The 25,277-nt window shown below is 66.5% G+C and carries 13 protein-coding genes; 4 read left to right on the forward strand and 9 right to left on the reverse strand.

The features are described 5' to 3' along the window. Positions 1 to 139: 139 nt before the first annotated feature. The 3 genes from PMI01_RS00895 to PMI01_RS00905 all read right to left on the reverse strand — a co-directional run bounded on the left by PMI01_RS00895 (position 140) and on the right by PMI01_RS00905 (position 6,589). Positions 140 to 3,364: a glycoside hydrolase family 2 TIM barrel-domain containing protein gene (locus PMI01_RS00895; RefSeq protein ID WP_007661791.1), complete on the reverse strand. Its 3,225-nt coding sequence runs from the start codon at positions 3,362 to 3,364 to the stop codon at positions 140 to 142. Positions 3,365 to 3,438: 74 nt separating this feature from the next. Next, on the reverse strand, positions 3,439 to 5,661 hold the full coding sequence (locus tag PMI01_RS00900) for an alpha-galactosidase (RefSeq protein WP_007661793.1): 2,223 nt from the start codon (positions 5,659 to 5,661) through the stop codon (positions 3,439 to 3,441). Between the two features lie 160 nt (positions 5,662 to 5,821). Further along, positions 5,822 to 6,589: a FadR/GntR family transcriptional regulator gene (locus PMI01_RS00905; protein WP_007661795.1), complete on the reverse strand. Its 768-nt coding sequence runs from the start codon at positions 6,587 to 6,589 to the stop codon at positions 5,822 to 5,824. 454 nt (positions 6,590 to 7,043) lie between these two features. Between PMI01_RS00905 and PMI01_RS00910 the strand changes: the two genes are divergently transcribed. After that, entirely contained in the window at positions 7,044 to 9,752 is a 2,709-nt protein-coding gene (locus tag PMI01_RS00910; protein WP_238536980.1) for a TonB-dependent receptor, read from the forward strand. Positions 9,753 to 9,928: 176 nt separating this feature from the next. Here the strand turns inward: PMI01_RS00910 and PMI01_RS00915 are convergent, their stop codons facing one another. The 5 genes from PMI01_RS00915 to PMI01_RS00935 all read right to left on the reverse strand — a co-directional run bounded on the left by PMI01_RS00915 (position 9,929) and on the right by PMI01_RS00935 (position 18,069). Next, positions 9,929 to 10,963, reverse strand: coding sequence for a phosphatidylinositol-specific phospholipase C domain-containing protein (locus tag PMI01_RS00915; RefSeq protein WP_007661800.1), 1,035 nt, complete (start codon positions 10,961 to 10,963; stop codon positions 9,929 to 9,931). Positions 10,964 to 11,062: 99 nt separating this feature from the next. Then, positions 11,063 to 13,735 carry a TonB-dependent receptor gene (locus tag PMI01_RS00920; protein WP_007661801.1) on the reverse strand — a complete coding sequence of 891 codons (2,673 nt, stop codon included), beginning with the start codon at positions 13,733 to 13,735 and terminating at the stop codon, positions 11,063 to 11,065. Between the two features lie 134 nt (positions 13,736 to 13,869). Then, positions 13,870 to 14,865 carry a FecR family protein gene (locus PMI01_RS00925; RefSeq protein ID WP_007661803.1) on the reverse strand — a complete coding sequence of 332 codons (996 nt, stop codon included), beginning with the start codon at positions 14,863 to 14,865 and terminating at the stop codon, positions 13,870 to 13,872. Next, complete coding sequence (locus tag PMI01_RS00930) at positions 14,855 to 15,439, reverse strand: RNA polymerase sigma factor (RefSeq protein ID WP_007661804.1); 585 nt, start codon at positions 15,437 to 15,439, stop codon at positions 14,855 to 14,857. The genes PMI01_RS00925 and PMI01_RS00930 overlap by 11 nt, the downstream gene beginning before the upstream one ends. After that, positions 15,427 to 18,069, reverse strand: coding sequence for a TonB-dependent receptor (locus PMI01_RS00935; protein WP_238536981.1), 2,643 nt, complete (start codon positions 18,067 to 18,069; stop codon positions 15,427 to 15,429). The genes PMI01_RS00930 and PMI01_RS00935 overlap by 13 nt, the downstream gene beginning before the upstream one ends. Before the next feature lie 63 nt (positions 18,070 to 18,132). Here PMI01_RS00935 and PMI01_RS27690 point away from each other — a divergent pair, with 63 nt between their 5' ends. Together PMI01_RS27690 and PMI01_RS00940 are read left to right on the forward strand one after the other, a co-directional pair. After that, on the forward strand, positions 18,133 to 18,339 hold the full coding sequence (locus PMI01_RS27690; RefSeq protein ID WP_238536982.1) for a hypothetical protein: 207 nt from the start codon (positions 18,133 to 18,135) through the stop codon (positions 18,337 to 18,339). A 204-nt stretch (positions 18,340 to 18,543) separates the two neighbouring features. Beyond that, on the forward strand, positions 18,544 to 20,826 hold the full coding sequence (locus PMI01_RS00940; RefSeq protein ID WP_007661806.1) for a GH92 family glycosyl hydrolase: 2,283 nt from the start codon (positions 18,544 to 18,546) through the stop codon (positions 20,824 to 20,826). Positions 20,827 to 20,939: 113 nt separating this feature from the next. Here the strand turns inward: PMI01_RS00940 and PMI01_RS00945 are convergent, their stop codons facing one another. Then, positions 20,940 to 22,376, reverse strand: coding sequence for a LytTR family DNA-binding domain-containing protein (locus tag PMI01_RS00945; RefSeq protein WP_007661807.1), 1,437 nt, complete (start codon positions 22,374 to 22,376; stop codon positions 20,940 to 20,942). 77 nt (positions 22,377 to 22,453) lie between these two features. Between PMI01_RS00945 and PMI01_RS00950 the strand changes: the two genes are divergently transcribed. Next, the gene (locus PMI01_RS00950) at positions 22,454 to 23,977 is read left to right on the forward strand and encodes an alpha/beta fold hydrolase (protein ID WP_085954815.1); all 1,524 of its coding nucleotides are present in this window, start codon (positions 22,454 to 22,456) and stop codon (positions 23,975 to 23,977) included. Positions 23,978 to 25,277 lie beyond the last annotated feature (1,300 nt).

Here is a 25,277-nt window from a genome sequence, read left to right on the forward strand (position 1 = left end):
GGATCGTGGAGGAAGGAATATTTTCCTGGTCGACTGTCGATGTCGCGGCCTCCAAGGGTCGCGACTGGACTACAGGCTGATCCCCCTGGCGTCCCGTCGCTCGCCGCTTCGTGGGCGGCGAACGACGGCGGTCTTATCCTCAATCCGCGCCGCCGCCCTGTCCCGTCGCGGTTCTATCGATCGTCGAGGCTGACAGGGTGAAGCTGAAGGTCTGGGGCGCGAGTGGAATGCGGTACTTCATGTGGGCCCGCGCCTTCAGGCTCCAGGTGTCGTCGCCGCCGATCCCGACCTGGGCCGCATCGACCAACAGGCTGACATGGTCATGGGGGCGGATGTCCGAGGAGCGCCAGGTTCCCGGCGGGTGACGTTGCAGGTCCTCGTAGGGGAAGGCCAGCACGTTCATCGACAGGGGCGCGGCGCCGGTGATCCTCACGCCCGGAGCCTGGCCGTTGCCGATGTCCATCCAGCGGACGTCCACCTTGTTGCCGGTTTCCTGGGGGCGCATGTAGTCGTGGTTCTGGTTGGCGATCTTGCCGTGCCAGAGACCGAAGGCGCCGCTCCATTTGCGATCCGAATAGGTCTCGTGCGGGCCGCGGCCGTACCAGGCGACGTCGGTCATGGTCGTCGGCATGCTGAACGCCAGGCCCACCCTCAGGGGATCGGGAAGGTCCTCCTTGGCGGGTGTGAAGCGGCCCGTGACGGTGACGGCGCCGTCGTTCGCCATGGCGTAGGTGCTCAGGAAGCGCACCGCGCCGGCGCCAAGGACATATTCGATCGCGACGGCTTGACCCCCGCCAGGCAGCGGCTGGACGGTGACGCTACGCACGTCGCGCTCCTCCGAATAGCGGCGCCAGGCGGCGTGGGTCTTGTCGACGCCGGCGCCCAGGTCGTTATCGGTCAGCGCACGATAGAAGTTGGGCGCGCCGCCGGTCAGCACCGTCTTGCCGGCCAGGACGTAGCGGGTGACCAGGCCCGTCTTGGGGTCGATCACCAATTCGGCGTCCTTGGTCGCGAGCCGAACGCCTTGCGCGTCCTGTGTCGCGACGACCTGGCCCTTGGGCGCGAGCGGCGTTGGGCGGGATGTCGTTGTCGGCAACACGAACTGATCCCAGGCGACGACTTCGTCCGCCGGCACCAGCGGAATGCTGTCGGCCTTGGCGCGCGCGCGAAGGGTCACGATGCGCTCCACGCCCGGTGCGCTGGGAGCGGGTAGGGTGATGGTCAGATCTTCCGTCGCCCGGGCCGCCGTCTTCAGAGGAGGGAGCTGGCCATGGGCGACGGGCTTGCCGTCTTCCAGCAGCTCCCATTGAAGATCGAAGCCCGACAGGTCGCGAAAGTCGTGGCGGTTGGTCAGCTTGAAGCGGCCCGCGGCGGCGTCCACCGCCTCGAAGGCGACCGGGGCATAGACCTTCTTCAGTTCATGCAGTTGCGGGTTGGGCGTACGGTCGGGCTGGTTGAGGCCGTCGCCGAACTCGATGTCGCCGCCGGGGTTGGGGCCGTAGTCGCCGCCGGTCTTCCAGAACGGTCGGCCTTCGGCGTCCTTGCCGTTCATGCCCTGGTCGACCCAGTCCCAGACGAAGCCGCCCTGCAGTTTCTTCGGATGGGCGTAGATGACGTCCCAATAGTCCTTCAGCACCCCGCCGCTGTTGCCCTGCATGTGGGCGTATTCGCACTGGATCAACGGCTGGGTGAAGCGTGGGTCGTTGGCGTAGTCGATCAGCTTGTCGAACTGGTCGTACATGGGCGCGTAGATGTCGGCATAGGCGTTGGGAGAGTGGGTGTCGTCCAGCACGCTCCAGCCCAGGAAGCTGATCAGCCGGCTGGGGTCGCGTTTGCGGATCCAGGCCGCCGCCTTTTCGAACGTCGGACCGGTGCCCGCCTCGTTGCCCAGCGACCAGAAGATGATCGAGGGGTGGTTCTTGTCGCGCTCGACCATGTTGGCCACGCGGCTGACATGGGCGGCTTCCCAGGCCGGATCGAAGCCCAGCTCGTAGATCTCGCGCTCGGCGGGCTTGTCCTCCCCCATCGACAGATATTCGTGGGACTCGATGTTGGCCTCGTCCATCACATAGAGGCCGTACTCGTCGGCCAGCGCGTACCAGCGCTCGTCATTGGGGTAGTGCGAGGTGCGTACGGCGTTGATGTTGTTGCGCTTCATCAACTCCATGTCCTTGCGCATCGAGGCTTCGGAGATGACGTGGAAGGTGTCTGGATCGTGCTCGTGACGATTGACCCCCCGGATGATGATGGGGTGGCCATTGACCATCACCTGGCCGTCCTTGATCTCCACGGTGCGGAAGCCGACCTTGTTGGAGGTGGCCGGCAGGACCGCGCCGTCGGCGCCGACCGTCTCGATCAGCAGGGTGTAGAGATTGGGCGTCTCGGCGCTCCAGGTGCGCACGTCGGGCACGGTGGCCGTGATCGAGGCCTTGCCGTCCGTCGCGGGTTTGGCGTCGCGGGTCAGGACCACGCGATCGCCGTCGAGGAGCGTGGCGCGGACCTTCGTGCCGGGCTTGGGCCGGGCGATGTCGACGTCGACCGACAACTGGCCGTTGCGGTAGGTCTTGTCGAGCGAGGCTTTGGCGAAGACGTCGCGGGCCCGGGTCGCGGGCGCGGCCATCAGCCAGACGTCGCGCTCGATGCCGCTGACCCGCCAGAAGTCCTGATCCTCGATGTAGCTGCCGTCGGACCAGCGATAGACCTCGATCGAGACGTTGTTGGCGCCGGCCCGCAGATAGGGCGTGACGTCGAACTCCGAGGGCAGCTTGGAGTCTTCGGAATAGCCCACGGACTTGCCGTTGACCCAGACGTAGAAGGCCGAGTTGGCCGCGCCGATATGCAGGATGACGTCCTTGCCGTTCCAGTCGGCGGGAACGGTGAAATCACGGCGATAGGAGCCGACGGGGTTGGTGGCGTGGGGGATCAGCGGACGGTTGGCCGCGAACGGATAGACGATGTTGTTGTAGCGGGGTTGGTCATAGCCTTCCGCCTGCCAGTCGGCCGGGACCTTGATCGACTTCCAGCCGGAGACGTCGAAGTCGTCGCGCCAGAAATCCTTGGGGCGCTGATCGACGCCGGGCGAGAAGGCGAACTTCCAGTCGCCGTTCAGCGAGCTGAACCGTTTCGAGGCCGACATGTCGCCGGCCAGAGCCAGGTCCCTGGACTCGAAGGGAAAGCCTGTGGAACGGGCGGGTTGCTTGTTGCGGGCGAAGACGGCCGGGTTTTCCCAGTCGGGTCGATCGGCCGAGATCTGCGGTTGAATGGGCTTGGGCGGCGGGCTGGGAGTCTGGGCCTGGGCGCCGACGGCGCCGAGCGCCAGGATCAGCGCCGAGCTCAGCATCAGGCGCGTGGAAAGACCGGTCATCGAAGGGGTTCCGATAGCAAAGAGAGCGTGGGCGGCGCGCTCCTGCGTCGCCGCCCGAAGATCAGGAAAGGGGCCTAGGCCGTCGCCTCGAGCACGAAGCCCGCCGCCTGGAAATCGCCCCTGAGGAACGTCTTGAGGCCGTATTCCATCCAGAAGGCGCCGCTGGCCTGGGCGGGATTGGAAGGATCGTTCACGCCCGCGATGGCTCGCAGCCTGTAGGTCGCCTTGGGATCCAGGCCGCGAAGCTGGATCAGCGGCGGCGGCTGCAGCTTGCTGGTCGAGTGGACGAAGGCGAACAGCGCCGCCTGCTTGCGATCGGGCGATACGGACAGGGTGACCGAGCGCTCGGAGCCATCACGGGGCGAGACCAGGCGATAGAGATCGCCGCGCTGCACCGTGGCGCGGATCGTCTTGTACTCGGCGATCAGCCGCTTGGCCGTGGCGAAGTCCTCGTCCTTCCAGTGGTTGAGATTGGCGCCGATCCCCAGGCCGCCCTGCATCGAAACCAGGAAGCGGTATTCCAGCGAGGTGGTCCGCTGGTTGACCCAATTGGGCGAGTCGGTGACCCAGGCCATCATCACCGCGGGGGTATAGGCGTGGGTGAAGCCGTCCTGGATCGTGAGGCGGTCATAGGGATCGGTGTTGTCCGACGGCCAGACCTGGTCGGTCAGGGCCATGACGCCCATGTCGACCCGACCGCCGCCGCCGGCGCAGGATTCGATCTCCAGCTTGGGGTGGCGCCGGCGCAGCTCGGCCAGGATCCAGTAGAGGTTGCGGACCGCCGCGACATAGATCTTCTGCTCGTCGTCGGGGGATTGCTCCGACCAGCCGGGCTCGGACCAGTTGCGGTTGTGGTCCCATTTCAGGAAGGCGATGTCGTTCTGGCTGACCAGGTCGTCGAGCACTTTGAGCAGGTGATCGCGCACATCCTTGCGCGCCAGGTTCAGCATCATCTGGTTGCGGCCCTCGGTGCGAGGCCGGGTCGGGAAGTTGATCACCCAGTCGGGATGGGCGCGGTAGAGGTCGCTGTCGGCATTGACCATCTCGGGCTCGACCCACAGGCCAAACTCCATGCCCAGGCCGCGGACCTTGTCGATCAAGGGCTTGAGGCCATTGGGGAACTTGGCGCGATTGACCGTCCAGTCGCCCAGGCCGGCCTTGTCGTTGTTGCGCGCGCCGAACCAGCCGTCGTCCATGACGAACCGCTCGACGCCGATCGTCGCCGCCTTTTCCGCCAGCGCGATCTGGCCAGGCTCGGTGACCGCGAACTCGGTGGCTTCCCAGGAATTGTAGAGCACCGGCCGCAACCGGGCCTTGGCGCCGCCCGGCAGGATGTTCTGGCGTTGGAAGCGGTGCATCAGGCGCGAGGCGCCGCCCATGCCCTGACCGGAATAACCGGCGTAGAGCACGGGTGATTCCAAGGTTTCGCCGGGCTGCAGCCGGTAGGCGAAGTCGTAGGGATTGTAGCCGCCGACGATGCGGACCTTGCCCATCGAATCGGTGTCGACGCTGATCCGCCACGAGCCGCTCCAGGCCAGGGCCCCGAACCACACCGGGCCAAACTCCTCGTCGGAGGCGCCGGTGCGGTCGATCGCGAACCAGGGATTGTTCTGGTGGCCGGTAGAGCCGCGACGGCTTTCCAGGACGGTCGAGCCCGCGGTCACTGGCCGGCTCTGCAGGGTCCACTCGCCCGCCCAGCGGCCCGTCAGATATTGCAGGCGGTAGTCGGTCTCGATCGGCAGGGTCAGGGCGCCGGCCGCGAACTGGTCGATCCGGACGGGCGCACGCGTACGGTTCTCGACGACCGCCGAGCGGCCCAGAATGCCGGTCTCGCCATCCATGACGTAGCGGAGTTCGACATAGAGTTCGCGGTCGATGTCCTTCATGCGAACCGTGACGCCGGCGTCGGTCAGGCGGTGCGAGGCATATTTCAGGACCACGTCCCGAACGCCGTCGGGATAGGCCACCTTCAGCGCCGGTTCGACGAACATCCCACCGCCTTGAGCCGGGAATTCCTGCGGCGTGATCGATGTGGAGAGTTCGAAAGAGGAGTGGTCGGGGAGGGCGGTGGCGGCGGCGAGCGCGTCGCCGGGCGCTAGCCGGCCGCCCCAGTAGAGCGCCTGGGCCTGCCCCTTGGCGTTGATCCCGAAGGCGTAGGTGACGTCGCCGCCATCCAGCCGGAAGACCTTGGTCTTCTCGTCATACAACCCTGCCGCGCCGGCCTGACTCGTCCACCCGATCGCGCCGCCCAGAAGGCTCAGGCACGCGAGTCTGCGATCCATCATGAGTGGTGGCATCGGCGTTTCCTCATCCTATTATTTATCTGATAAATCGATTTTTTCGGCGCGTTGTCAATTCGGGTTTGACCGAAAAGGGTTCGGTTCAGCGGGCGAGGGGGCTTGGCCTCGCCCGAATGCGGCAAGTATCGGCGGCGTTGGCCACGCCTCGGACCAGGGCCTAGGCCTGCTCAACCGAGGTCTGGATGAGAGGCTGCCCGGCGTTCTGGCGCTCGGTCGCCTCCCTGATAAGGCTCATGACATCAGCGATCAGCGCCCGCATGGCCTCGGCCGCGCCGTCGGGATCGCGCGCTATGATGGCGTCCACGACGGCCCTGTGTCCCGGCAGGCTGGCGTTGCGGCCTCGGTACCGGTTCGTGAACTGGATCGAGGTTTGCAAGGCGGTGGCCACGACGTCGCGGAACTGGGCGTAGAAGGGATTGCCCGAAGCTTCCAGGATCGCCACGTGAAAGGCGATATCCGAGATCAAGGGGTCGCCATGACCCGCTTCGGCCGCTTCCATCCGCGCGTAGCCGTCCTGTATGAGCGCCAGGCCCTCCGCATTCCCGTACTGCGCGGCCAAGGCCGCCGCGCCGGGTTCTATCGTCAGGCGCAATTCGGTGAACTGCCGCAGGAGCGCGAGTGAGAACTTGCGCTCCAGAAGCCATCTCAGGACATCCGTATCGAACCAGTTCCAGCTGGTCGGCGGGGTGATGATCGTGCCCTGGCGTGGCCGGGCGGTGAGCAGGCCCTTGGCGCCCAGCATCTTGACCGCCTCCCGCGTCACCGACCGGCTGACGCCGTGCTCCTTGGAGAGTTCGGCTTCGATCGGGAAGGGTCTTCCGTCATAGGCGCCCGTGACGATCATCCTGCCCAGGACGTCGAGCAGGCCATAGGTCAGGTTGCGACCCAAAGAGGTGCGGACGTCCGAAGGGTCGCTGGCGCTCATGAATCACTGCTGTCAAATTTGCCCGTCCGTCGCAACAGATAGTTGATCGCTGTTCAGCGTCCATACGACTCGCGGAGCGGGTCTAGGCGGGGACCCGACGATCCGAGTCGGAAGGCCCGTAAGCGATGTGGTCCGCCTGTCGTGGCGGCGTGCGACTGTTTTATTTCGGAATGGCAACCGCCAGAACTTGTTCAGGAAAATGAAATTTTCCAGCAACTTGATAGCGCTAACATGTGGATTTCCTTATGGGTTTGGTTTGACCACTCATCATTCTTATGATTTATCATCTTAATGCCGGCGAGGTCGGTTGAAGAATAACGAGGTCGCCCGGCTTTCAGCGCGGCGGCCCTCACACCAGGAGGGAAGTATGACCGAGGCAACGACAGTTAGTCGGGGTCGCGCGTTCGCGCGTCGATTGATGATCAGCGCCGGCATGGGTGCGCTTGGCCTTTGCATGATCGCCTCCGCGGCGAACGCTCAGGAGGCGCCCGCCAGCGACACCCCCGCCACCGACACGGTCGAGGAGATCCTGGTCACCGGACTGCGCGCCAGCCTGAGCCGCGCCATTGACGTCAAGCGCAACGCCGCCGTGATCGTCGATTCCATCGCGTCGGAAGATCTGGGCAAGTTTCCAGACAGCAACGTCGCGGAGTCCCTGCAACGCATCACGGGGGTTTCGATCGACCGTAGCGGCGGCGAAGGGCGCTTCGTGACGGTTCGGGGCTTTGGTCCCTCGTTCAACAACGTGCTGGTCAACGGCCGCACCCTGGCCACCGAAAACGCCGGCCGTCAGTTCAGCTTCGACCTTCTGGCCGCTGAATTGATCTCGGGCGCGGACGTCTACAAGAGCAACAACGCCACGCTGCAGGAAGGTGGCATCGGCTCCACGATCAACGTCAAGACCGCACGGCCTTTCGATATCCGTGGCAGCAAGGTCATCCTCAGCGCCAAGGCCAACTACGAGGATCTTTCGGAAAAGACCTCGCCCGACGCCTTCGCGCTGTTCTCCACCCGCCTGGCCGATGATCGCATCGGCGTTCTGGCCTCGTTGTCGTATCAAAAACGCAAGGCGCTGATCAACACGGCCGCCACCAACGGCTACTATTCCACCACGGTGGGCTCGGGCGCCGGCGCCATCGTTGCGACCGTGCCCCAGAACTACGACCAGATCTCGGACCGGGAGGATCGCGAACGCATTGGCGTCACCGGCACGGTCCAGTTTCGGGCGACGGACGACCTGACCCTGACGGTCGATGGCCTCTACAACAAGTTCACCGTCACCTCCCAGGCCAACAGCATCGGCCACTGGTTCTCGCCGGCCGATATCAGCAACGCCGTCCTGGACGGCAACCGGACCGTGACCAGCTTCTCGCAAAACGCCAACGGCCACACCGACTACATCAGCCGCACCTTCAATCGACCGACCAAGTTGCGGTCCCTGGGCTTCAACGCCGATTGGAACCCCACCGACAAGATCAACGTGAAGTTCGACACGTCCTACTCCAAGGCGGCGTCGAACAACGGCGGCAACGAGATCTTCGCCGTGATCGGTTTTCCCAACGCGGTTCAGTACAGCAATACCGGCAATGGTCTGCCCAGCCTGACGGCCGCGAAAGGCTTCACCGATCCGAGCGTCGGTCGGGCGCACTTCGCGACCCGCGAGGGCTCGAACGTTTCGGAGACGGTCTATGAGACGCGGTTGGATGGCGTGTTCAAGACCGACTACGAGGTCTTCACCGCCTTGCGCATGGGCGCCATCTACACGGACCGCACCAAGGACAACGCTTCGGTGCGGACCGACAATAACGTCGGCTGCTCCTATTGCGGCTACGGCATCGCCGTGCCGGCTGGACTGCTGAAACCCTTCAACCCGGGCTCCTTCCTCGACGGCGAAAGCGGCGACTTCCCGCGCCAATGGCTCTCGTTCAACGCCGAGGACTATTTCAAATTCCTCGAGACTCCGGCGGCCGGGAACGCCCAGGACGTGGCGTACAATGCGGGCAACGATCCCGATCGCCCTGTGGGCTCGACCGCGGCCTATATCGCCTCCAAGGGCGGCTATGTTGGCCATCTGCAACCCTCGGCCTATTCGGTCAAGGAGAAGATCTCGGGCGGCTATATCCAAGGTGACTTCGCGGCCGACATCGGCGGCTTGCCTTGGACCGCCACCTTGGGCGTCCGTTACGTCCATACCGAGCTGACGTCGCGCGGCACCCAGCAGACCTTGCTGGACGTCCTGCCGATCGCGGGCGACAGCACGTCCTACACGGCGGTCTATGCCGACGCCAATGCGCCGGTTTCCAAGACCACGACCTACAACGACTTCCTGCCCAGCCTGAACGTCAAGGTCGACCTCACGCCGGAACTGGTCGGTCGTTTCGCCGCCACCAAGACCCTGTCTCGCGCCAATCTCACCGATGTCGCGCCGCGTATCGCCTTCACCACCCTGCGACCCGGCAATCTCACGGCGGCGGGCGGCAACCCGGATCTGCGGCCGTTCAAGTCGACCAACTTCGACGCGTCGCTGGAGTGGTACTATCAGAAGGCCGGCTTCCTGACGGTTGGCACGTTCTACAAGCGCATCGACGACTTCATCCTCAACTCGTTGGCCACCGAGAACTTCACCATCGCCAACTCCGCCGGTCTCTATCCCGGGGGCATCCTGCCGGTGCAGGTCCTGCGGCCGCGCAACTCCCAGAGCGCGGACGTCTACGGCGTGGAAATCGGCTTCCAGCACACCTTCGACTACCTGCCCGCGCCGTTCGACGGTCTGGGGATCACCGCCAACGCGACCATCGTGGACAGCAAGGCCAACCAGACCGCGACCGGAACGCCGTTCGTGCTGGAAGGCCTGGGTGACAGCCAGAACCTCGTGGGCTTCTACGCCAAGGGGCCGATCGAGGTGCGCGTGGCCTACAATCACCGTGACCGCTTCATCAGCACCGCATCCAACGGCACCGGCGGCGACCCCATCTACACCAAGGGGCAGGGGCAGATCGATCTGCAAGCGCGCTATGCGGTCTCCGAAAAGTTCTCGGTCTTCTTCGAGGGCACCAATGTCGGCGACACAAAGACCCAGACCGTGGGCAAGTACGCCAACCAGTTCCTGAGCTACGTCGATACCGGGGCGCGCTATGCGGTCGGAGTACGCGCGCAGTTCTAGGGCCTGTCGCCCACGTGTGATCTGTTTTCCCGCTGGGGCGGACCGAAAGGTCCGCCCCTTTTTTCGTGGCGGACGGTTCGCGCACCCTGGTCCTGGCGGCGGACGACAATTTCGACGACAAGGCGCGCAGCCAGTTCCTCGTCTTCCAGGTCAACTCGTCGCCGGATTGCGATGGATCACGGGCGGGGAGCAGGCCTGAACCATGGCGGCGCGACGACAAACCCCAGACCGAGCGGATCGGGCGCCCCAGGATAGTAGTCGCTGCTGATCACCTGGGCGCCGGAGCGTAGCGCCGCCTGCAGGCGACTCTGGTCATGAGCGCGCGCCTCCCTGGTGTCCGCATCGCTGCGCGTGCGCACCAGGAAGCCCTGACTGACCAGGGCCTTGATCCGCATCTCTTCGGCCTTGGGATCCTGGATGTTGAACACCGCGGCCTCGGGCTCGGCGGCGTCGTAGAGCCCGAACATCACCCGACCTTTCAGCGATGCATGATCCTGGCGGTAGAGCTGCGAGACGCGTGGGTTGGAATCCAGCACCAGCAGGACCTTGCCGCGTGAGGCTTCCAAGGTGGGCCAACGGCCGGCGACGACCGCCTGGCGCAGGCTGGCGGCGTCGCCGCGCACGTCATCGGGCGTGACGATATGGTCGCGGCCGAAGGCGGCGACAGCGTCGGCGTCGACGCCCGCTAGGTCCGCTTCGGTATAGAGAGGCGGATCGGGCATGGCCGGCGTGTTGAACGGTTCTTCCTTGGTGTTGACGAAGATCACGATCAGATCATGGCCAGGGTGGGCCCGTGACCATTGGGCCACCTCGCCGAAGCAGTTCGCCAGGGTCAGGCAGTGGGTGCGGGCGTCCAGCACCGGCGCGTGAAGGACCTTGGCGCCAGGGCGGCTCATCACCGCCAGCTTGGCGGGGTCCTGGGCGTAGGGCGCGGCGTAGAGGCCGCCGGCGCTGTCGGCATAGGGATCAAACTCGACTTGCCGCAGACCCAGGTCCAACTGCGTCTTGATCGGCGGATGGCCGTATTCCACGCCGGTCGAGCGCTCGCCCATGACCTGGCGCTGATGGGCCAGGGCGACGGGGTCGAGCTCGGGACGATAGCTGTTGTGCGAGCCCAGCACGCGCATGGCGTTGAGCCTGGGCGCGTCGGCCGCGCTCGCGCCCGCCGGCGTCAGCAGGGCGATCGAAAGCAGCAGGGCAGGCAGGCGCATGGACGGTCTCGTCGCTCGGGAGGAAGGACGGATCGGCGCGCGTCGCCGCGCACCGATCCGGGAGGTCGGGCGGCCCGCGGAGGCCGCCCAGGGGGAGGGTTAGAACTTGCCGCGCAGGGTCAGCGAGACGGTGCGGCCCCAGTGATAGATCTCCATCGGCTGGTCCTTGGTCTTGCCGTAGACGTAGCGGATCTCGTCAGTGAGGTTCGAGCCTTCCAAGGTCAGGGCGTAGTTCTTGGTCAGGTCGTAGGAGATCGAGCCGTCCAGCGAGCCGTAGGCGTCGATATAGGACTCGGCGGTCGTGACGCTGCCGGTGCCCGACAGGTAACGCGAGCGCCAGAACCAGCCGAGGCGGGCGGCCAGCGGGCCTTTTTCGTAGTAGCCGACCAGGTTGTAGCTGGTCTTGGACAGGCCGATCAGGTCGTCCTTGATCGCGCGATTGCCGGCGAAGTAGTTGGCCTTGCTGTCCACCAGGGTCAGCGAGGCCTGGACGCCCAGGCCATCGAACGGTCCCGGCAGGAAGGCCAGGCTCTGGTTGTAGGCCACTTCGACGCCGGTCAGCTTGGCGTCGCCGCCGTTGACGCTGGTCGACAGCAGGATGTCGCCGCGGCCGGGCGCCTGGATCGTGGTGTTCTGCTGGGTGATGTAGTCGTCCATCTTCTTGTAGAACACCGCGCCGGTCAGGGCCGTGGTCGGGGCCGGGTACCATTCCAGCGAAGCGTCCAACTGGTCGGCCAGGAACGGCTTCAGGGCGGGGTTGCCGCCGGAGCCGTTGGGCGAGTCGCGCGAGATGCTGATGCGCGGCGCGCTGTCGACGACGTTGGGCCGGTTGATCACCCGCGAGGCGGCGAAGCGGGCGATCAGGTCGTCGCGCAGTTCGACCTTGACGTTCAGGCTGGGCAGCCAGTTGCCGTAGTCCTGCGGATAGGACACCGGCGTCAGCACGGGATTGTTGTTGGTGTCGGTGCTGGTCAGGGTGCCGCTCGCCACCTGCTCGGTCTTGGCGTAGCGCACGCCCAGATTGCCGCTGACCGGCAGGCCGCCGACCTGGAACGCGAAATCGCCGCGGACATAGGCGCTGGAGATCTTCTGGTCGACGACGAACGAGTTGCGCGCGTCGGCGGCCGAGATCGGCTGGGCGGCGACGGCCGGCGTGAACAGGCTGTTGTAGAAGGCCGTGGTGGTCGGCGTGACCCAGTTACGCGGGGTGGCGCCGTCAAAGTCCGACAGGAAGCCCGAATAGGGCAGGGCCTCGTAGTAGGCCGAGCCCAGGGTGGTGACCGGGACGTTCAGGGCGCCGTTCAAGATCCAGTCGCGACGCCGATAGTCGCGCTTCAGGTTGTGCCGCTCGACGCCGGCCGCGATCTTGGTGAGCCAGCCATCGAAGGTGCGCCCGCCGTCCAGGCGGATGGTCTCGTCGGTATCGCGCGAATCCTTCCACGTGTAGTCGAAGGCCTGGCCGACGAAATTGGCCGGGTTGGTGTAGTCGACCGTGGTGGTCAACTGCGGGATCGACTTGTAGCCGCGCGAGAAATCGTAGGTCAGCGGGCCGAAGAAGGCCATGCGGTTGCGCTTGGTGGCCTGGCCGTCCGGGTGATAGCTGCGGGCGCGCGAGAAGGCGTACTCGGCGTTGAAGTTCCAAGCGCCGGGCGTCCAGGCCTGCTTGAGGCCGACGGCGGTCAGGTCGTGGCGGTTGAGGCTGGCCTCGCGCGAGGCCATCCAGCGCACGTTGTTGATCGTGCCGCCGACCACCGTGTCGCCGACGACCTTCTGGCTGCCGGCCACGAAGACCGGGGTTCGGAAGGTGGTGTCGTCCGGGTAGATATCGAGGCCGAACTCGTCGTAGTCGACGTCCAGGCGGGTCACCAGCACATCGACGTCGGTCTGGAAGTCGCCGTTGGGCCGCCATTGGCCGGTCACCGCGCCGGAATAGAGCTTGCGATGCTCGGTCTCGATGGTCGGGCGGGTGCGCGCGGGGGTGTAGAGGCCCGTTCCAAGCACCGACTTGAACTTATCGAGGTTCCAGCCGACCTGGTACAGGCGGTCGTTGCGCACGTGGCGCTCGTCGTACAGGCCCGAGGCCAGCAGGCCCAGGGTGTTGTCGGCGTTGGTCCAGGAGAGCAGGGCCGAGGCCGACGGATCGGCCTTCTTGCGCACGTCGCCATAGGTCTCGCGGATCGAGAAGGCGGCCTTGTGGCCGACGTCCAGCGGCTTGAAGGTCTTGATGTTGATGTTGCCGCCCAGGGCGCCTTCGTCCATGTCGGCCGTCGGGGTCTTAACCACCTCGATCTGCGAGATCAGCTCGGACGGCAGCACCTCGAAGCGGAACTGGCGGCCCTTGGCGCCGCCGTTCTCGATCAGCTCGTTGACCGCGATCGAGCGGCCGTTGAGCTCGACATACTGGAACTGCGGGCCCAAGCCCCGGACGCTGACATAGAGGCCCGCGCCGCGCTGGCGGTCGATGGTCACGCCGGTGACCAGTTGCAGGGCCTCGGCGGCGTTGCGGGTCGGGAATTTGCCGATGTCCTCGGCGTTGATGGCGTCCAGGTCATAGGCCGCCGAGCGCTTGAGCGCCGCCGCCGCCTGCAGGCTCTTGCCGTAGGAGGTGACGACGATCTCTTCGACGGCCGACGCGTCGGCGGCGGGTTCGGCGGCCGGGGCCGCGGCGGGCTCGGCGGCGTGCGCCTGGGCGAGCCAGACGCCCTGGGCGGCGAAGGCGAGAATGGCGACGGCGCCCGCGCAGCGCGCCGGCTTGAACTTGGAGCGGATCATTTATCCCCCGATGGAATTTGGGCCCGCAGGGAGGCGGGTCGGGGAGGAAGAACGAAAGCTCGAGGGCGCGCCCTCAGTCGCGCGGCGGTGAAATATTTGCGACAGCCTGTTGAAAAGTCGGGACTTTTATCCGTTCAAGGACGAGTTTCGCCGGTCCCGGTGATGATCAGGTCGCCATTGGCCGCGATACGCGTGGCCACCGGCAGGCTGGCCTCCAGCACCGCGCGCGCATCCTCGATCCGACCCACCTTCATCGATCCGGAAAGCCGCAAGGCGCCCAGCGCCGGATCGCCAAGGACGAAGCGTCGGCCCGCCGCGCGTGACAGTCGCTCGACGGCCTCGGCGAGGCTGGTGTCGGCGAACACCAACCGGCCGTCTTTCCACGCCGCGTCATTGACGACGTCGGCCCTCTCCATCCGGCCGCCCGTTTGGGCCCCCACATAGCGTTCACCCGGTTTGAGCAACACATCGGGCGCGCCGGGCGCGCTGACCCGCAGGGATCCCTGCACCAGGGACACGGTCAGGCGTTGACCGCCGGTGACGTTGAAGCGGGTGCCCAGCACCTTGAGCGTCCTGCCGGCCGTTGCGACGGTGAAGGGGCGGCGAGCGTCATGGCTGACCTCGAAGAAGGCGTCGCCATCGACCAGCGCCACAGCGCGTTCGCGCCGCGACAGTCGGACCGCCAGGACGCCGCCGGGGCTGAGCGCGACATGGCTTCCATCCTCAAGCGCCAGGTGGGCGATAGCGTGCTCGGGCGCGACGAACCGCTCCGTGTGGGGGTGATCGACCAGCACCACGCCGGCGACCAGGCCAGCGGCGGCCAGCCCAAGGCCGCCGGCCAGCCAGCGACGGGCGACGGGCGGGCGGCGACGATGGACGGACTGATCGAGGCCGGCGGCCAGGCGCGCCGAGCGTCGCAACTGGCGCACCGTCGGATCCTCCGCGGCCAGGCCGGCGGCCAGCCAGATTTCGCGGGTCTGGGCGATCTCGTCGCGCGCCGCGACCGAACTGGCGGCCCAGGCGTCGAGGCTGAGCTGCTCCATCTCGGTCAACGGTCGCGACAGGCTGGCGGCGAGCAGTTGGCGCGGATCGGGACCAGGCGCTCCGGTGGGGGTGTCGTTAGAGGTCATGCTTGGATCCGATCGCCTGGCGCAGCCGCGCCATGGCCGTCATCATGTGTTTTTCCACCGCGCTCACCGACAGGCCCAGGCGCATGGCGGCCTCGGCCTGGCTGAGGTTTTCGAACCGGCACAGCACGAAGACCGCCTTGACGTTGGGGTGCAGGGTGTCGAGGGCCGCGACCAGGGTGCGCAGGCGCTCGCGGCCGCTGAGCGCGGCCTCGGCGGAGGGCTCGTCGGCCGGGAGGGCGGGGTCGACCTCCACGTGATGGCCGCGCCGCCGCGAGCGTTCGTGGCGTTCGTGATCGACCAGGGCGTTGGCCGCCACCGTGAAGACCAGGCCGTCGGGATTGCCCCAGTGCAGGCGGGAAAATCGCCGTGACAGGCGCATGAAAACCTCCTGGGTCAGGTCCTCGGCGTCCTCGACGCCGACCGCGCGGCGTTGGAAGAAGCTCAGCAGGGGACGACGATAGCGTGAGACGAGCGTGTCGAACCGCGGCGCGCTTACCGCCGGCTGGACCGCGTCTGGCGCCGGCCCCTGGAGGGCGCCGTCCGGGGTCGGCGTGGGGAAGGTCAGAACGCCCATCTCAGCCTCGCGGACAGGTATCGGCCCCAGTGATGGGTTTCCATCGGCTGGTCTCGGGTCTCGCCATAGACGTACTTGCGTGCGTCCGTCAGGTTGACGCCCTCCAGCGACAGGGTCAGTTGACGATCGATCCGCCATGACGCCGCGCCGTCGAGCGAGCCGAAGGCCTCCACGTGTGACGGGGCGGTGATCGAGCTGCCGATCGTCGCGAGGTATGGGCCGCGCCAGGCGTAGCCGAGACGGACCGAAGCCCGGCCGTGCTCATAGAAGGCCAGCAGGCTGTAGTTGGTGCGAGACAGGCCCAGGAGCGCATTGCGGATCACCCGGTCGCCGGCGAAATAGTTGGCGCGGCTGCGCACCAGGGTCAGCGACCCCTGCACCCCCAGGCCGTCGAACGGAGAGGGCAGGGCCTTGAAGGTCTGGCTGTAGGCCACCTCGACGCCCTGGATCCGCGCATCGCCGCCGTTGACGTTGGTCGACAGCAGAATCTCGCCGCGACCGGGCGCCTGGATGAAGGTGTTCTGGGCGGTGATGTAGTTGTCGAGCCGGCGGTCGAACACCGCGCCGGTCAAGGCGCCGCCTGATGCGAAATACCATTCCAGCGAGACGTCCAGCTGGGTGGCCAGGAACGGGTCCAGGTCCGGATTGCCGCCATTGGCGGTCGGGGTGTCGCGGGCCAGGGTGATGCGCGGCGCGTTGTCGACGACGTTGGGCCGGTTGACCACCCGCGAGGCGCCCAGGCGCAGCAGCAGGTCAGGGGCCAGGGCGATGCGCAGATTGGCGCTGGGCAGCCAGTTCCCATAGGATTTGCGCCATTCGGCGGGGATCGGATCGACCCCGCTGGACAGCACGCCCTTGGAGATCTGGTCCGTCTGGGCGTAGCGGACGCCCAGGTCGCCATCGACGGTCCGTCCGAACCACCGGCTGGAGAAATCGGCGCGCAGATAGGCCGAATAGATCTTCTCTTCGACAACGAACGAGTTGCGCAGATCCGACACCGACGGCGGCCGGACGGCGACGTCGGAGGTGAACAGGCGATCGTAGAAGACCCTGGCGTTCGGCGCGACCCAACGGCGCGGCAGGTCGCCGGCGGTTCCCGCCAGGAAGTCCGAGAAGGGCGAATGGCCGTAATAGCTCGATCCCAGGCCGGTCAGCGGCGCGCCGACCACGGTGTTCAGGATCCAGTCGCGGCGGCGATAGTCGCGCACCCGCCGGCGCTGCTCGACCCCGGCGCTGAGTTTTCCCAGCTCGCCGCCGAAGGTCCGCGTGACATCCAGCTTCAGCGCCTCGTCGGTGTCGCGGGAATCCTTCCACGTGTAGTCGAACGCCTGGCCGACGAACTGGCCGGGATCGGCGTAGTCGACCGGTGTGGCCAGGGTCGGCCCAGCGTGGCGGCCGCCGCCAAAGTCGTAACGCAGGGGGGCGAAGAAGGCCACGCGGGCGCGCACCGTGCCGCGGCCGTCCGGGTGGTAGCTGCGGGCCCGCGAATAGGCGTAGTCGCCCTCCAAGGCCCAGGGGCCCTGGCTCCAACGCTGATGCACCCCGAACGCGACCAGGTCATGGCGGTTGAGGCTGGTCTCGCGCGAGGCCATCCACCGCACATTGTCGATCGTTCCGGCCTGAACGGTGTCGCCGACCACGGTCTGGCTTCCCGGAACGAACCTGGGCGCCGAGACGGTGGCGTCGTCCGGATAGATATCGAGGCCGAACTCGTCGTAGTGGGCGTTCAGGCGGGTCAGCAGCAGGTCCACGTCGGTCTGCCATGCCGCGGAGGGGCGCCACTGCAGCGCGAAGTCGCCGGAGATCAGGCGACGGTCCTCCAGCTCGATCGTCGGCCGCGTGCGCGATGGGGTGTAGAGCCCCGGACCCAGGACCGCCGTGAAGCGATCCAGGTTCCAGCCGGTCTGGTAGAGGCGGTCGTTGCGGATGCGTCGACGATCGACGACAGCGGCGGCCAGCAGGCCCAGGCGGCCGCTGTCGTCGATCCAGCTCCAGACTCCGGAGGCGGAGGGATCAGCCCTGTCGCCCTGACCCACGGAAGCGCGAACCGAGATCGCCGCGCGCCGGCCCTGGTCCAGCGGCCTGAAGGTGCGCACGTCGATGTTTCCGCCCAGCGCGCCTTCGTCCATGTCGGCCGTCGTGGTCTTGGCCACCTCGATCCGGTCGATGGCGTCGGCCGGCAGCATCTCGAAGCGAAACTGCCGGCCGCGAAACCCGCCGTTCTCCACTAGGTCGTTCATGGCCACCGAGCGACCGTTGAGCAGCACATTCTGGAACTGCGGGCCGAGGCCTCGAACGCTGACATAGAGCCCCACTCCGCGATGGCGTTCGAGGCTGACCCCGGGCGCCAGTTGCAGGGCCTCGGCGGCGTTGACGGCGGGCAGGCGTGCGATGTCCTCGGCGCTGACGGCGTCCAGGCTGTAGGCCGCCTGACGCTTGAGCGTGATGGCGCGACCAAGGCTGGCGGCGTAGGGCGCGGTGACGACGATGGCGTCCACCGGCGCGGCGCCTTCCGGCTCCGGCTGGACCGGGCGTCGCGCGGGCGGCGTCGCCACGGCGGGTTCGAGGGCATAGATTCCAGGGCGCACCTTGCGCACCGCCAGGCCCTGTCCGGCCAGAAGGTCGGCCAAGCTCTGGGCCAGATCGGCCCCGCGACGGACCTGTCCGGCCTGCCTGCCCTCGACAAGACGAGGTTGAAAAAGAATCTGTATGTCACGTTCAACAGCCAGTTGGGTCAGGGCCGCGCCCAGGTCCCGGCGAACCTGTGCATGGCCTTGCGCCGGGAACGCAGCGGTCGCCGCCGCGATGATCGTGAGCAGCCCGGTGCGACCATCGAATTTGCGTTGCATGCTGCGCGCGAGGATCTCCGGCTTCGCCGACGCGAACCGATCCTGGTGTGACTAATCGGCTTGAGTGACGGATTGACGACACGCCAGCAGCGGGCGGCCCAAGATCGACGGGCGCGTCAAGTCGAGCTTGCGAAACAAAGCCTGGCCCGACACCGTCATGTTCCTCAGCGAGTGACTCACCGGTGATCCTCGCTCGGTGGATTCAGCGCTCTCGTTTGGCGGTGATTTGGCGAAGGGCGCGCAAGAGGCATGAACATGACCAAGAACACGAGGATGGTTCCGGCGCGCAGCCATGCGGCGCCGTGGATCCGAACGGCGTGCCTGCTTTTCCTGGCCACGGCGGCGATGGCGGGCGGCACGGCCGTGCGGGCCCAGCCAGACCCGGTGGACTGGGTGAACCCCTATATCGGCACGGGCGGAACGGAAGCCGGGCCCGAATACGCCGGGACGATGCCCCTGGTCACCACCCCCTTCGGGATGACCAACTGGACAGCCCAGACCCGCCAGAACCGCATCAGCGTCAGTTCCTACGCCTACGAAGATCAATGGATCACCGGCTTCATCGGCACCCACCAGCCCGCCGTCTGGATGGGGGACTATGGCTACGTCACGCTGATGCCCGAGATGGGCTCGCTGCAGCCCAGCCCCGAATATCGCCGGCTGCGCTTCAGCCATGCCGATGAAGTCGTCACGCCCTACTACTATTCCATCCGCATGGGCGACGTCGCGACCGGCAAGCGCATCTTCGCCGAGATGACCGCCACCGACCACGCCGGCTATCTGCGCTTCACCTTCCCCGCCGGAACCAAGCGGTCCGTCCTGATCGAGGCGACGCGCGCCGGCACGCGCGGCTGGGTCAAGGCGGACGCCGCCCGGGGCGAAATCGTCGGCTACAACCCCGACCGGATGGACGCCCATCTGAGCACGATCAAGCTGCCCAACTTCAGGGGCTATTTCGTCGTTCGCTTCCGGCGCGCGATGTCGGAGGCCGGCGTCTACCAAGGCCCGCTTTCGGCGCCGGGAACGGAGATCGAGGGCGACAATGTCGGAGCCTTCGCGCGCTTCGACGACGGCGACGATCCGGTGGTCGAGGCCCAGGTCGGCACGTCCTTCATCAGCATCGAGCAGGCCCGCGCCAACCTCGACGCCGAGCTGCCGCGATGGGACTTCGAGGCCACCGTGGCCGCGCTCAAGGCCACCTGGAACGGCAAGCTGGGCCAGATCACCGTCGACGGCGCCAGCGACGACCAGCGGCGTATTCTCTATACCGGCCTCTACCACGCGCTGCTGTATCCCAAGCTCTTCTCCGAGCAGGGGCGCTACTACAGCGGCTTCGACGACAAGGTGCACGCCGGCGAGGCCTACACCGCCTTTTCGATCTGGGACACCTTCCGCGCCGAGAACAGTCTGCTGACCCTGATCGCGCCCGAGCGGATCGACGGCATGGTCCGGGCGCTGCTGCAGGACTACCAGGAGGGCGGGTACATGCCCAAATGGCCCAACCCCTCCTACACCAACATCATGATCGGCACGCACGCGGACTCCCTTGTGGCCGAGGCGGTCGCCAAGGGCTTCAAGGGCTTCGACCTCAAGCTGGCCTACGCCGCCGTCCTCAAGGACGCGACGGTTCCGCCCGAGGGCGACACCACGCGCCGTTGGTTGGACCGCGAGCCGGGCGTTCCCTACGAGGCCCGCGCTGGCCTTACCTGGTCCAGCACGCTGGGCTACATCCCGGCCGACAAGGTTTCGGAATCCGCCTCCAGCACGCTGGAGGAGGCTTATGACGACCACGCCGTGGCGCTGGTCGCCAAGGCCGCCGGCGACGAGGCGGGCTATCGCCGCTTCACCGCGCGCGCGCTCGGCTACAAGACCTTGTTCAATTCGGCCCGGGGCTTCATGCAGGCCCGCAATCTCGACGGGAGCTGGGCGTCTCCTCAGGAGGGTTGGACAGAGGGCGACCAGTGGGTCTACCTGTTCTCCGCCCTGCACGACATTCCGGGCACGATCCGGCTGCTGGGCGGTGAGGCGGCGTTCAACGCCAAGCTCGACGAGCATTTCGCCGGAGGCCACAACCGGCACGACAACGAGCCGAGCCACCACTACAGCTACCTCTACGACTTCGGCGGCCAGCCGTGGAAAACCCAGGCCCGGGTTCGCCAGATCGCGCGAGACGCCTACAGCAACACGCCGACCGGCGTGCTGGGCAACGAGGACTGCGGACAGATGTCCGCCTGGTATATCTTCGCGGCCCTGGGGTTCTATCCGGTCAATCCGGTGTCGAAGGACTACATGATCGGCGGCCCGCTCTATGCCGGCGCGACGCTCAACCTGCCCAACGGCAAGCGCTTCTCGGTGAAGGCCGCGAACAACAGCGAGGCCAACCCCTACATCCAGTCCGCGACCCTGAACGGCAAGCGGCTGGACGCGCCGCTGGTCACCTACGAGCAGATCGTCGCCGGCGGCGAGCTGGCCTTCGTGATGGGACCCAAGCCCTCCCGCTGGGCGGCGGGCTGGCGGGGGCGCCCCCTGGCGCCCTGACGCGCGGGCGGCGCCGTCGCCCGGCGCTTCTCGACCCGGCCCGTCTGGAACCGGCCGGGCGCCGAGTTCGTCCGCTCGCGGAACGCGAGCGAGGCCGACGGCGAGAACGACCGCTAGGCCGACACCGCTCCCACGGGGGGAGGAACGTCCAGGGCCTCGCGCAGGGCGGGCTGGCGGGAGCGGCTGACGGGCAGGGGCGCGCCCTCGCTCAGGTGCAGCCGCCAGCGGTCGCCATCGCGCTCCAGGCGCTGCGCGTGGGCCAGGTTGGCGATCACCGACCGGTGGATGCGCAGGAAGTTCGCCGGCAATTGGGTCGTCAGACCGTCCAGGCGAGCGGCGTGCAGCAAGTTGCGGCCCCCCACCATTCGGAGCTCGACATAGTCGTCGGCCCCCACCACGGCCAGGATCTCGGCGATGGGCGCCAGCTCGACCCCGCGCGCCGAAGCCACCGTCAGGCGATCGGGGCGGCTGGCGGCGCGGGTCAGGGCGGCCTCGCGGCCGCGGTCGTCGCGGCCCAGCCGCACCACCTCGACCATCAGCAGCGGCAGCACCAGACCGGCGGCGAGCAGGAAGTAGGAGAGGTCGGCCAGCCATTCGGGGAACCCGACGGCGATTGTGAGGAACAGCGCCAGATAGGCCAGGGTCAGCCGCGCGCCAGGCCGTCTGTCACGCACCCCCGCCGCGGCCGGCAGGGCGGCCAGCGCCACCCCCAGGATCAGCGCCCACACCGTCTTTATGTCGAAGCCGGGCAACAGGACGGTGGCTCCGACCACACCAAAGGCCACGCCGATCATCAGGCGGCGCGCCCCGGGCAGGAACCGGGTGGCGACATAGCTTACCAGCAGCACCGCGAAGGCGGCCGCCAACAGCCAGATCGCGCCCATCCGCCAGGCGTGCAGGGGATAGGGGTAGTCGAACATCGACCGCAGGGTCTCGACGGTGGCCTGCAGGGCCGCGACCCCGGCCACGGCGGCCAGGACCAGGCTGGATCCCGTGCGGCGCATGGCATGGATGACGCCGAAACCGAACGCCGCCGCCAGCAGGGCGCCGGCCGCCACGAAGGTGACCGCCAGCAGCGCGACGCGCGACGGATAGGGATAGGGCAGGACGACCATCGCGCTCATCGGGCGGGCGAAACGCAGGCCGCCATGGAAGGACGACAGGTGCAGCACCAGCATGTTCTCGCCGGGCCGCCAGACGGTCTCGCGGATCGGAAGAACCGCCTGGTATCGCCCGGGAACCTCTTCCCGCGCCATGGCGCCGGGACGGCCGTTGACGCCCAGGCGCTGGCCGTTGAGCCAGGCCTCGGACGCGGCGACGCCCGCCACATAGAGGGCGCGCGGCCGAGTGTCACTCGGGGCGCCGATCGTGGAACGGATCCAGAGCTCCCGGCCCTGGGGATCGACGAAACCCTGGATCGGGCGGCAGTCGCTGAGCACGGGACCGCGCGGACCGATCACGCCATGGCAGGCCTGCCACGGCGTATCCTGGGCTCTGGCCAGGGTCGTGAGGCCTGTCAGGAGCAGGCCGAGAAGCAAGATTCGCCACATGGCGTCACCCTATAGGACGCCGCTCGCCGAGATGCGCCGCCATTCGCCGATGACCGGGCGCCATTGACCGAAGCGGGGTGGCGGACGGCGCCGCGGACGGCTCAGCTGTCGCCATGACCCACACCTCGCTCCATCGCCGCGCCGTGCTCGCCGCCGCCGGCCTCGCCCTTCCGGCCCTGGCGTTCGCCCAGGCCTCCGCTCCCCAGGCTCCCGCTCCGGCGACGTCTCCGCCGCAGGCCGGCCCCTTCCGCTTCAAGGGCTGGCAGGGCCAGGAGACCGACGCCGAGCGGGGCTTCTTCGAGGTCCCCGAGGATCGCCGCGATCCCGGCTCGCGGAAGATCCGGCTGAGCTATGTCCGGTTCGCCTCGACGGCGGCCAGGCCGGGTCCGCCGATCGTTTACCTGGCCGGCGGACCGGGCGGCATGGCGACGCGGGCGGCGGGCGGACCGCGCTTTCCGATCTTCATGGCCCTGCGCGAGGTGGCCGACGTCATCGCCTTCGACCAGCGAGGCACGGGCCTGTCCAACCACATCCCGGAGCGGCCGGCCTCGACGCGCCCGCCGCCGGTGTTCACGGAGGCCGGGCTGACGTCCTACTTCCGCGAGGACTTCCAGAGCGCCTGGGCCGACTGGACGAAGGCCGGCGTGGCCATGACCGGCTACAACACCGAACAGAACGCCGACGACATCGACGACCTGCGCCGTCACCTGGGCGCGGAAAAGGTCGACCTCTGGGGGATCAGCTACGGCACGCACCTGGCGCTCAGCATGCTCAAGCGGCATGGCGACAGGGTCAATCGGGTGGCCTTGGCCAGCCTGGAGGGCCAGGACCAGACGGTGAAGCGGCCGGCGGCGATCGACGCCCTCCTGCGCCAGGTGGACGGCCTGCTGGCCGCCGACCCCGCCGTCCGCGCGGCGATCCCCGACCTGCCGGCCCTGATGCGGCGGGTGCACGCCAAGCTGGAGGCGGCGCCGGTGAGGATGACCGCCAAGCTGAACGGCGCGCCGGTCGAGCTGCGGCTGGGCGGCTTCGCGATCCAGCTCATGGCGGGCGGGCTGATCGCCAATCCGCAGACCCTGGTCATGCTGCCGGGCCTCTACCTGGCGCTCGACGCCGGCAAGACGGAGGTTCTGGCGCCCTTCATGGGCGAATTCGCGAACACGCTCGGCATCGCCGGCATGCCCGAGGCCACGGACCTGGCGTCGGGGATCTCGCCCGCTCGCCTGGCCCTGGTGCGGCGCGAGGCCAGGACCGCCGTGCTGGGCGAGGCGCTGAACTTCCCGATGCCGCAGCTGCTGGGCGTGGTCCCGGGCGTCGACCTGGGCGAAGGTTTCCGGGCGCCGCTCCGCATTGACCATCCCGCCCTGCTGGTCGCCGGGACGCTGGACGGCCGCACGCCGATGCCCGAACAGGACGAGGTGGCGGCCCAGTTCCGGCGCAAGTCCCGGGTGATCGTCGAGAACGCTGGCCACAACGTCTTCGAGGCCCATCCAGACGTGCAGGCCCTGCTGGTGCGGTTCTTCCGCGGCGAGGCCGTGGCCGACACCCGGCTCAGCCTGCCGGCACCGAAGTTCCAGGTGGCCGGCACGAAGGACAGTTGACTTCGACCACATGGCGCCAGCGGGTCCGTCTTCGACGGCGCCCGCCATGGCGGCCGAAATGATCGGACCGACGCCTCGGCGGTGACGACCAGATCGCGCGAAAGGTTCGGGTTCTGAACTGAAGGGGCGGCGGATTCGCCCGCCCCACGTGACACGCGCCTTGATTGATTGTTTTGCCCCTGTCTTGCCTACAGGTTGCGCCGAGTCCGGCTTGCGTTCAAAAAAGATCTTTGGCCGAAAAAATTTGGTGGCGCCGAGTTGATCGGAAATTGATTTGGCTCATTCAGAGGAAATTTGGCCGAATTCTATGTAAAAACAAATCTATTACCTAAAGCATTTTATCTTGATTGTCGTGTATTGTTTGTATATTCAAATTTGTACAGTTGATTTCATATTTTGTTGGCGACATTCCCGCGTGACGCGGCGTGAAATATATACGAAATTTTACATTTCCGCTTAAGCTTCGGCATTTTGGGGTCACTGGAGCATGTCGGTTAATTATATCGCCTCGGCTAGCGTCGATCGGCAGATGATGCGCTCAAAGTTACGAGCATAGTTTCAGCTTAAAGCGATGAAAATCTGCGAATTCCATTTGAATTATCATCAATATCTATAAATTTAGAAATGTAAGAATGTAAGGCTCGGTACGTTATATCGATTCATGCCGATATTATTCATATACATTATGTATATCGGAGCGATTGTATCGCGAGTGCAGCCGTAAATTCTACAGAAGCGGTTTAGCTTGTCGGCGGCCTGGGATTTGTAATTTTCGAGAAACGTTCATTTCTGTTTCGCGAAGATAGTCTCCCATGGAGCCCCTCAGTAGGGATTTGAAAGGAAAATTGTCCTTCGAGTTTCGGCGGTGTCGAAGTGGTGCTGAATATTATTGAAGTATATATTGTGTGTACTTTTGAAGTATACTAAATATATAGTATAGACATTCTGAAGATTGACCGATTTTTGGAGGTGTTATCGCTATCAACGCCCTGTTCCAGGTGTTTTCGTTAGTTGTTTGTTAACGAATTGGGCCGTTCGCTCACCCATATCTGCCACCTAGACGCGAAAATGACGCGGCCTTGGGGATCGAAAGCCTCCGGCTCCGCGATACGTACCGTCAGAAGGGAGTTTAGAGTGACGACGACCAAAGTATTGGCGGGTAATCCTGTTTCGAAACGCGGCGCGACGACGCGCCCCCGAGGCTCGCGCGCCTTTGTAGCCGTTCTCGGGCTCGCGCTGATCGGCAACGTCTGCGCCTTCGCCCCCATCGCGGCGGCGGCAGCGGCGGCCACGGCGCCCG

The organism is Caulobacter sp. AP07 (assembly GCF_000281955.1).
In the GTDB taxonomy this organism is placed as follows: Bacteria; Pseudomonadota; Alphaproteobacteria; order Caulobacterales; family Caulobacteraceae; genus Caulobacter.

Excerpts from the sequence above, each read along its gene's own strand:
- PMI01_RS00920 (WP_007661801.1), bottom strand. The coding sequence starts at position 13,735 with ATGATCCGCTCCAAGTTCAAGCCGGCGCGCTGCGCGGGCGCCGTCGCC.
- PMI01_RS00915 (WP_007661800.1), bottom strand. The coding sequence starts at position 10,963 with ATGCGCCTGCCTGCCCTGCTGCTTTCGATCGCCCTGCTGACGCCGGCG.
- PMI01_RS00895 (WP_007661791.1), bottom strand. The coding sequence starts at position 3,364 with ATGACCGGTCTTTCCACGCGCCTGATGCTGAGCTCGGCGCTGATCCTG.
- PMI01_RS00940 (WP_007661806.1), top strand. The coding sequence starts at position 18,544 with ATGACCAAGAACACGAGGATGGTTCCGGCGCGCAGCCATGCGGCGCCG.
- PMI01_RS00900 (WP_007661793.1), bottom strand. The coding sequence starts at position 5,661 with ATGCCACCACTCATGATGGATCGCAGACTCGCGTGCCTGAGCCTTCTG.
- PMI01_RS00905 (WP_007661795.1), bottom strand. The coding sequence starts at position 6,589 with ATGAGCGCCAGCGACCCTTCGGACGTCCGCACCTCTTTGGGTCGCAAC.
- PMI01_RS00930 (WP_007661804.1), bottom strand. The coding sequence starts at position 15,439 with ATGGGCGTTCTGACCTTCCCCACGCCGACCCCGGACGGCGCCCTCCAG.
- PMI01_RS00945 (WP_007661807.1), bottom strand. The coding sequence starts at position 22,376 with ATGTGGCGAATCTTGCTTCTCGGCCTGCTCCTGACAGGCCTCACGACC.
- PMI01_RS00910 (WP_238536980.1), top strand. The coding sequence starts at position 7,044 with ATGATCGCCTCCGCGGCGAACGCTCAGGAGGCGCCCGCCAGCGACACC.
- PMI01_RS00925 (WP_007661803.1), bottom strand. The coding sequence starts at position 14,865 with ATGACCTCTAACGACACCCCCACCGGAGCGCCTGGTCCCGATCCGCGC.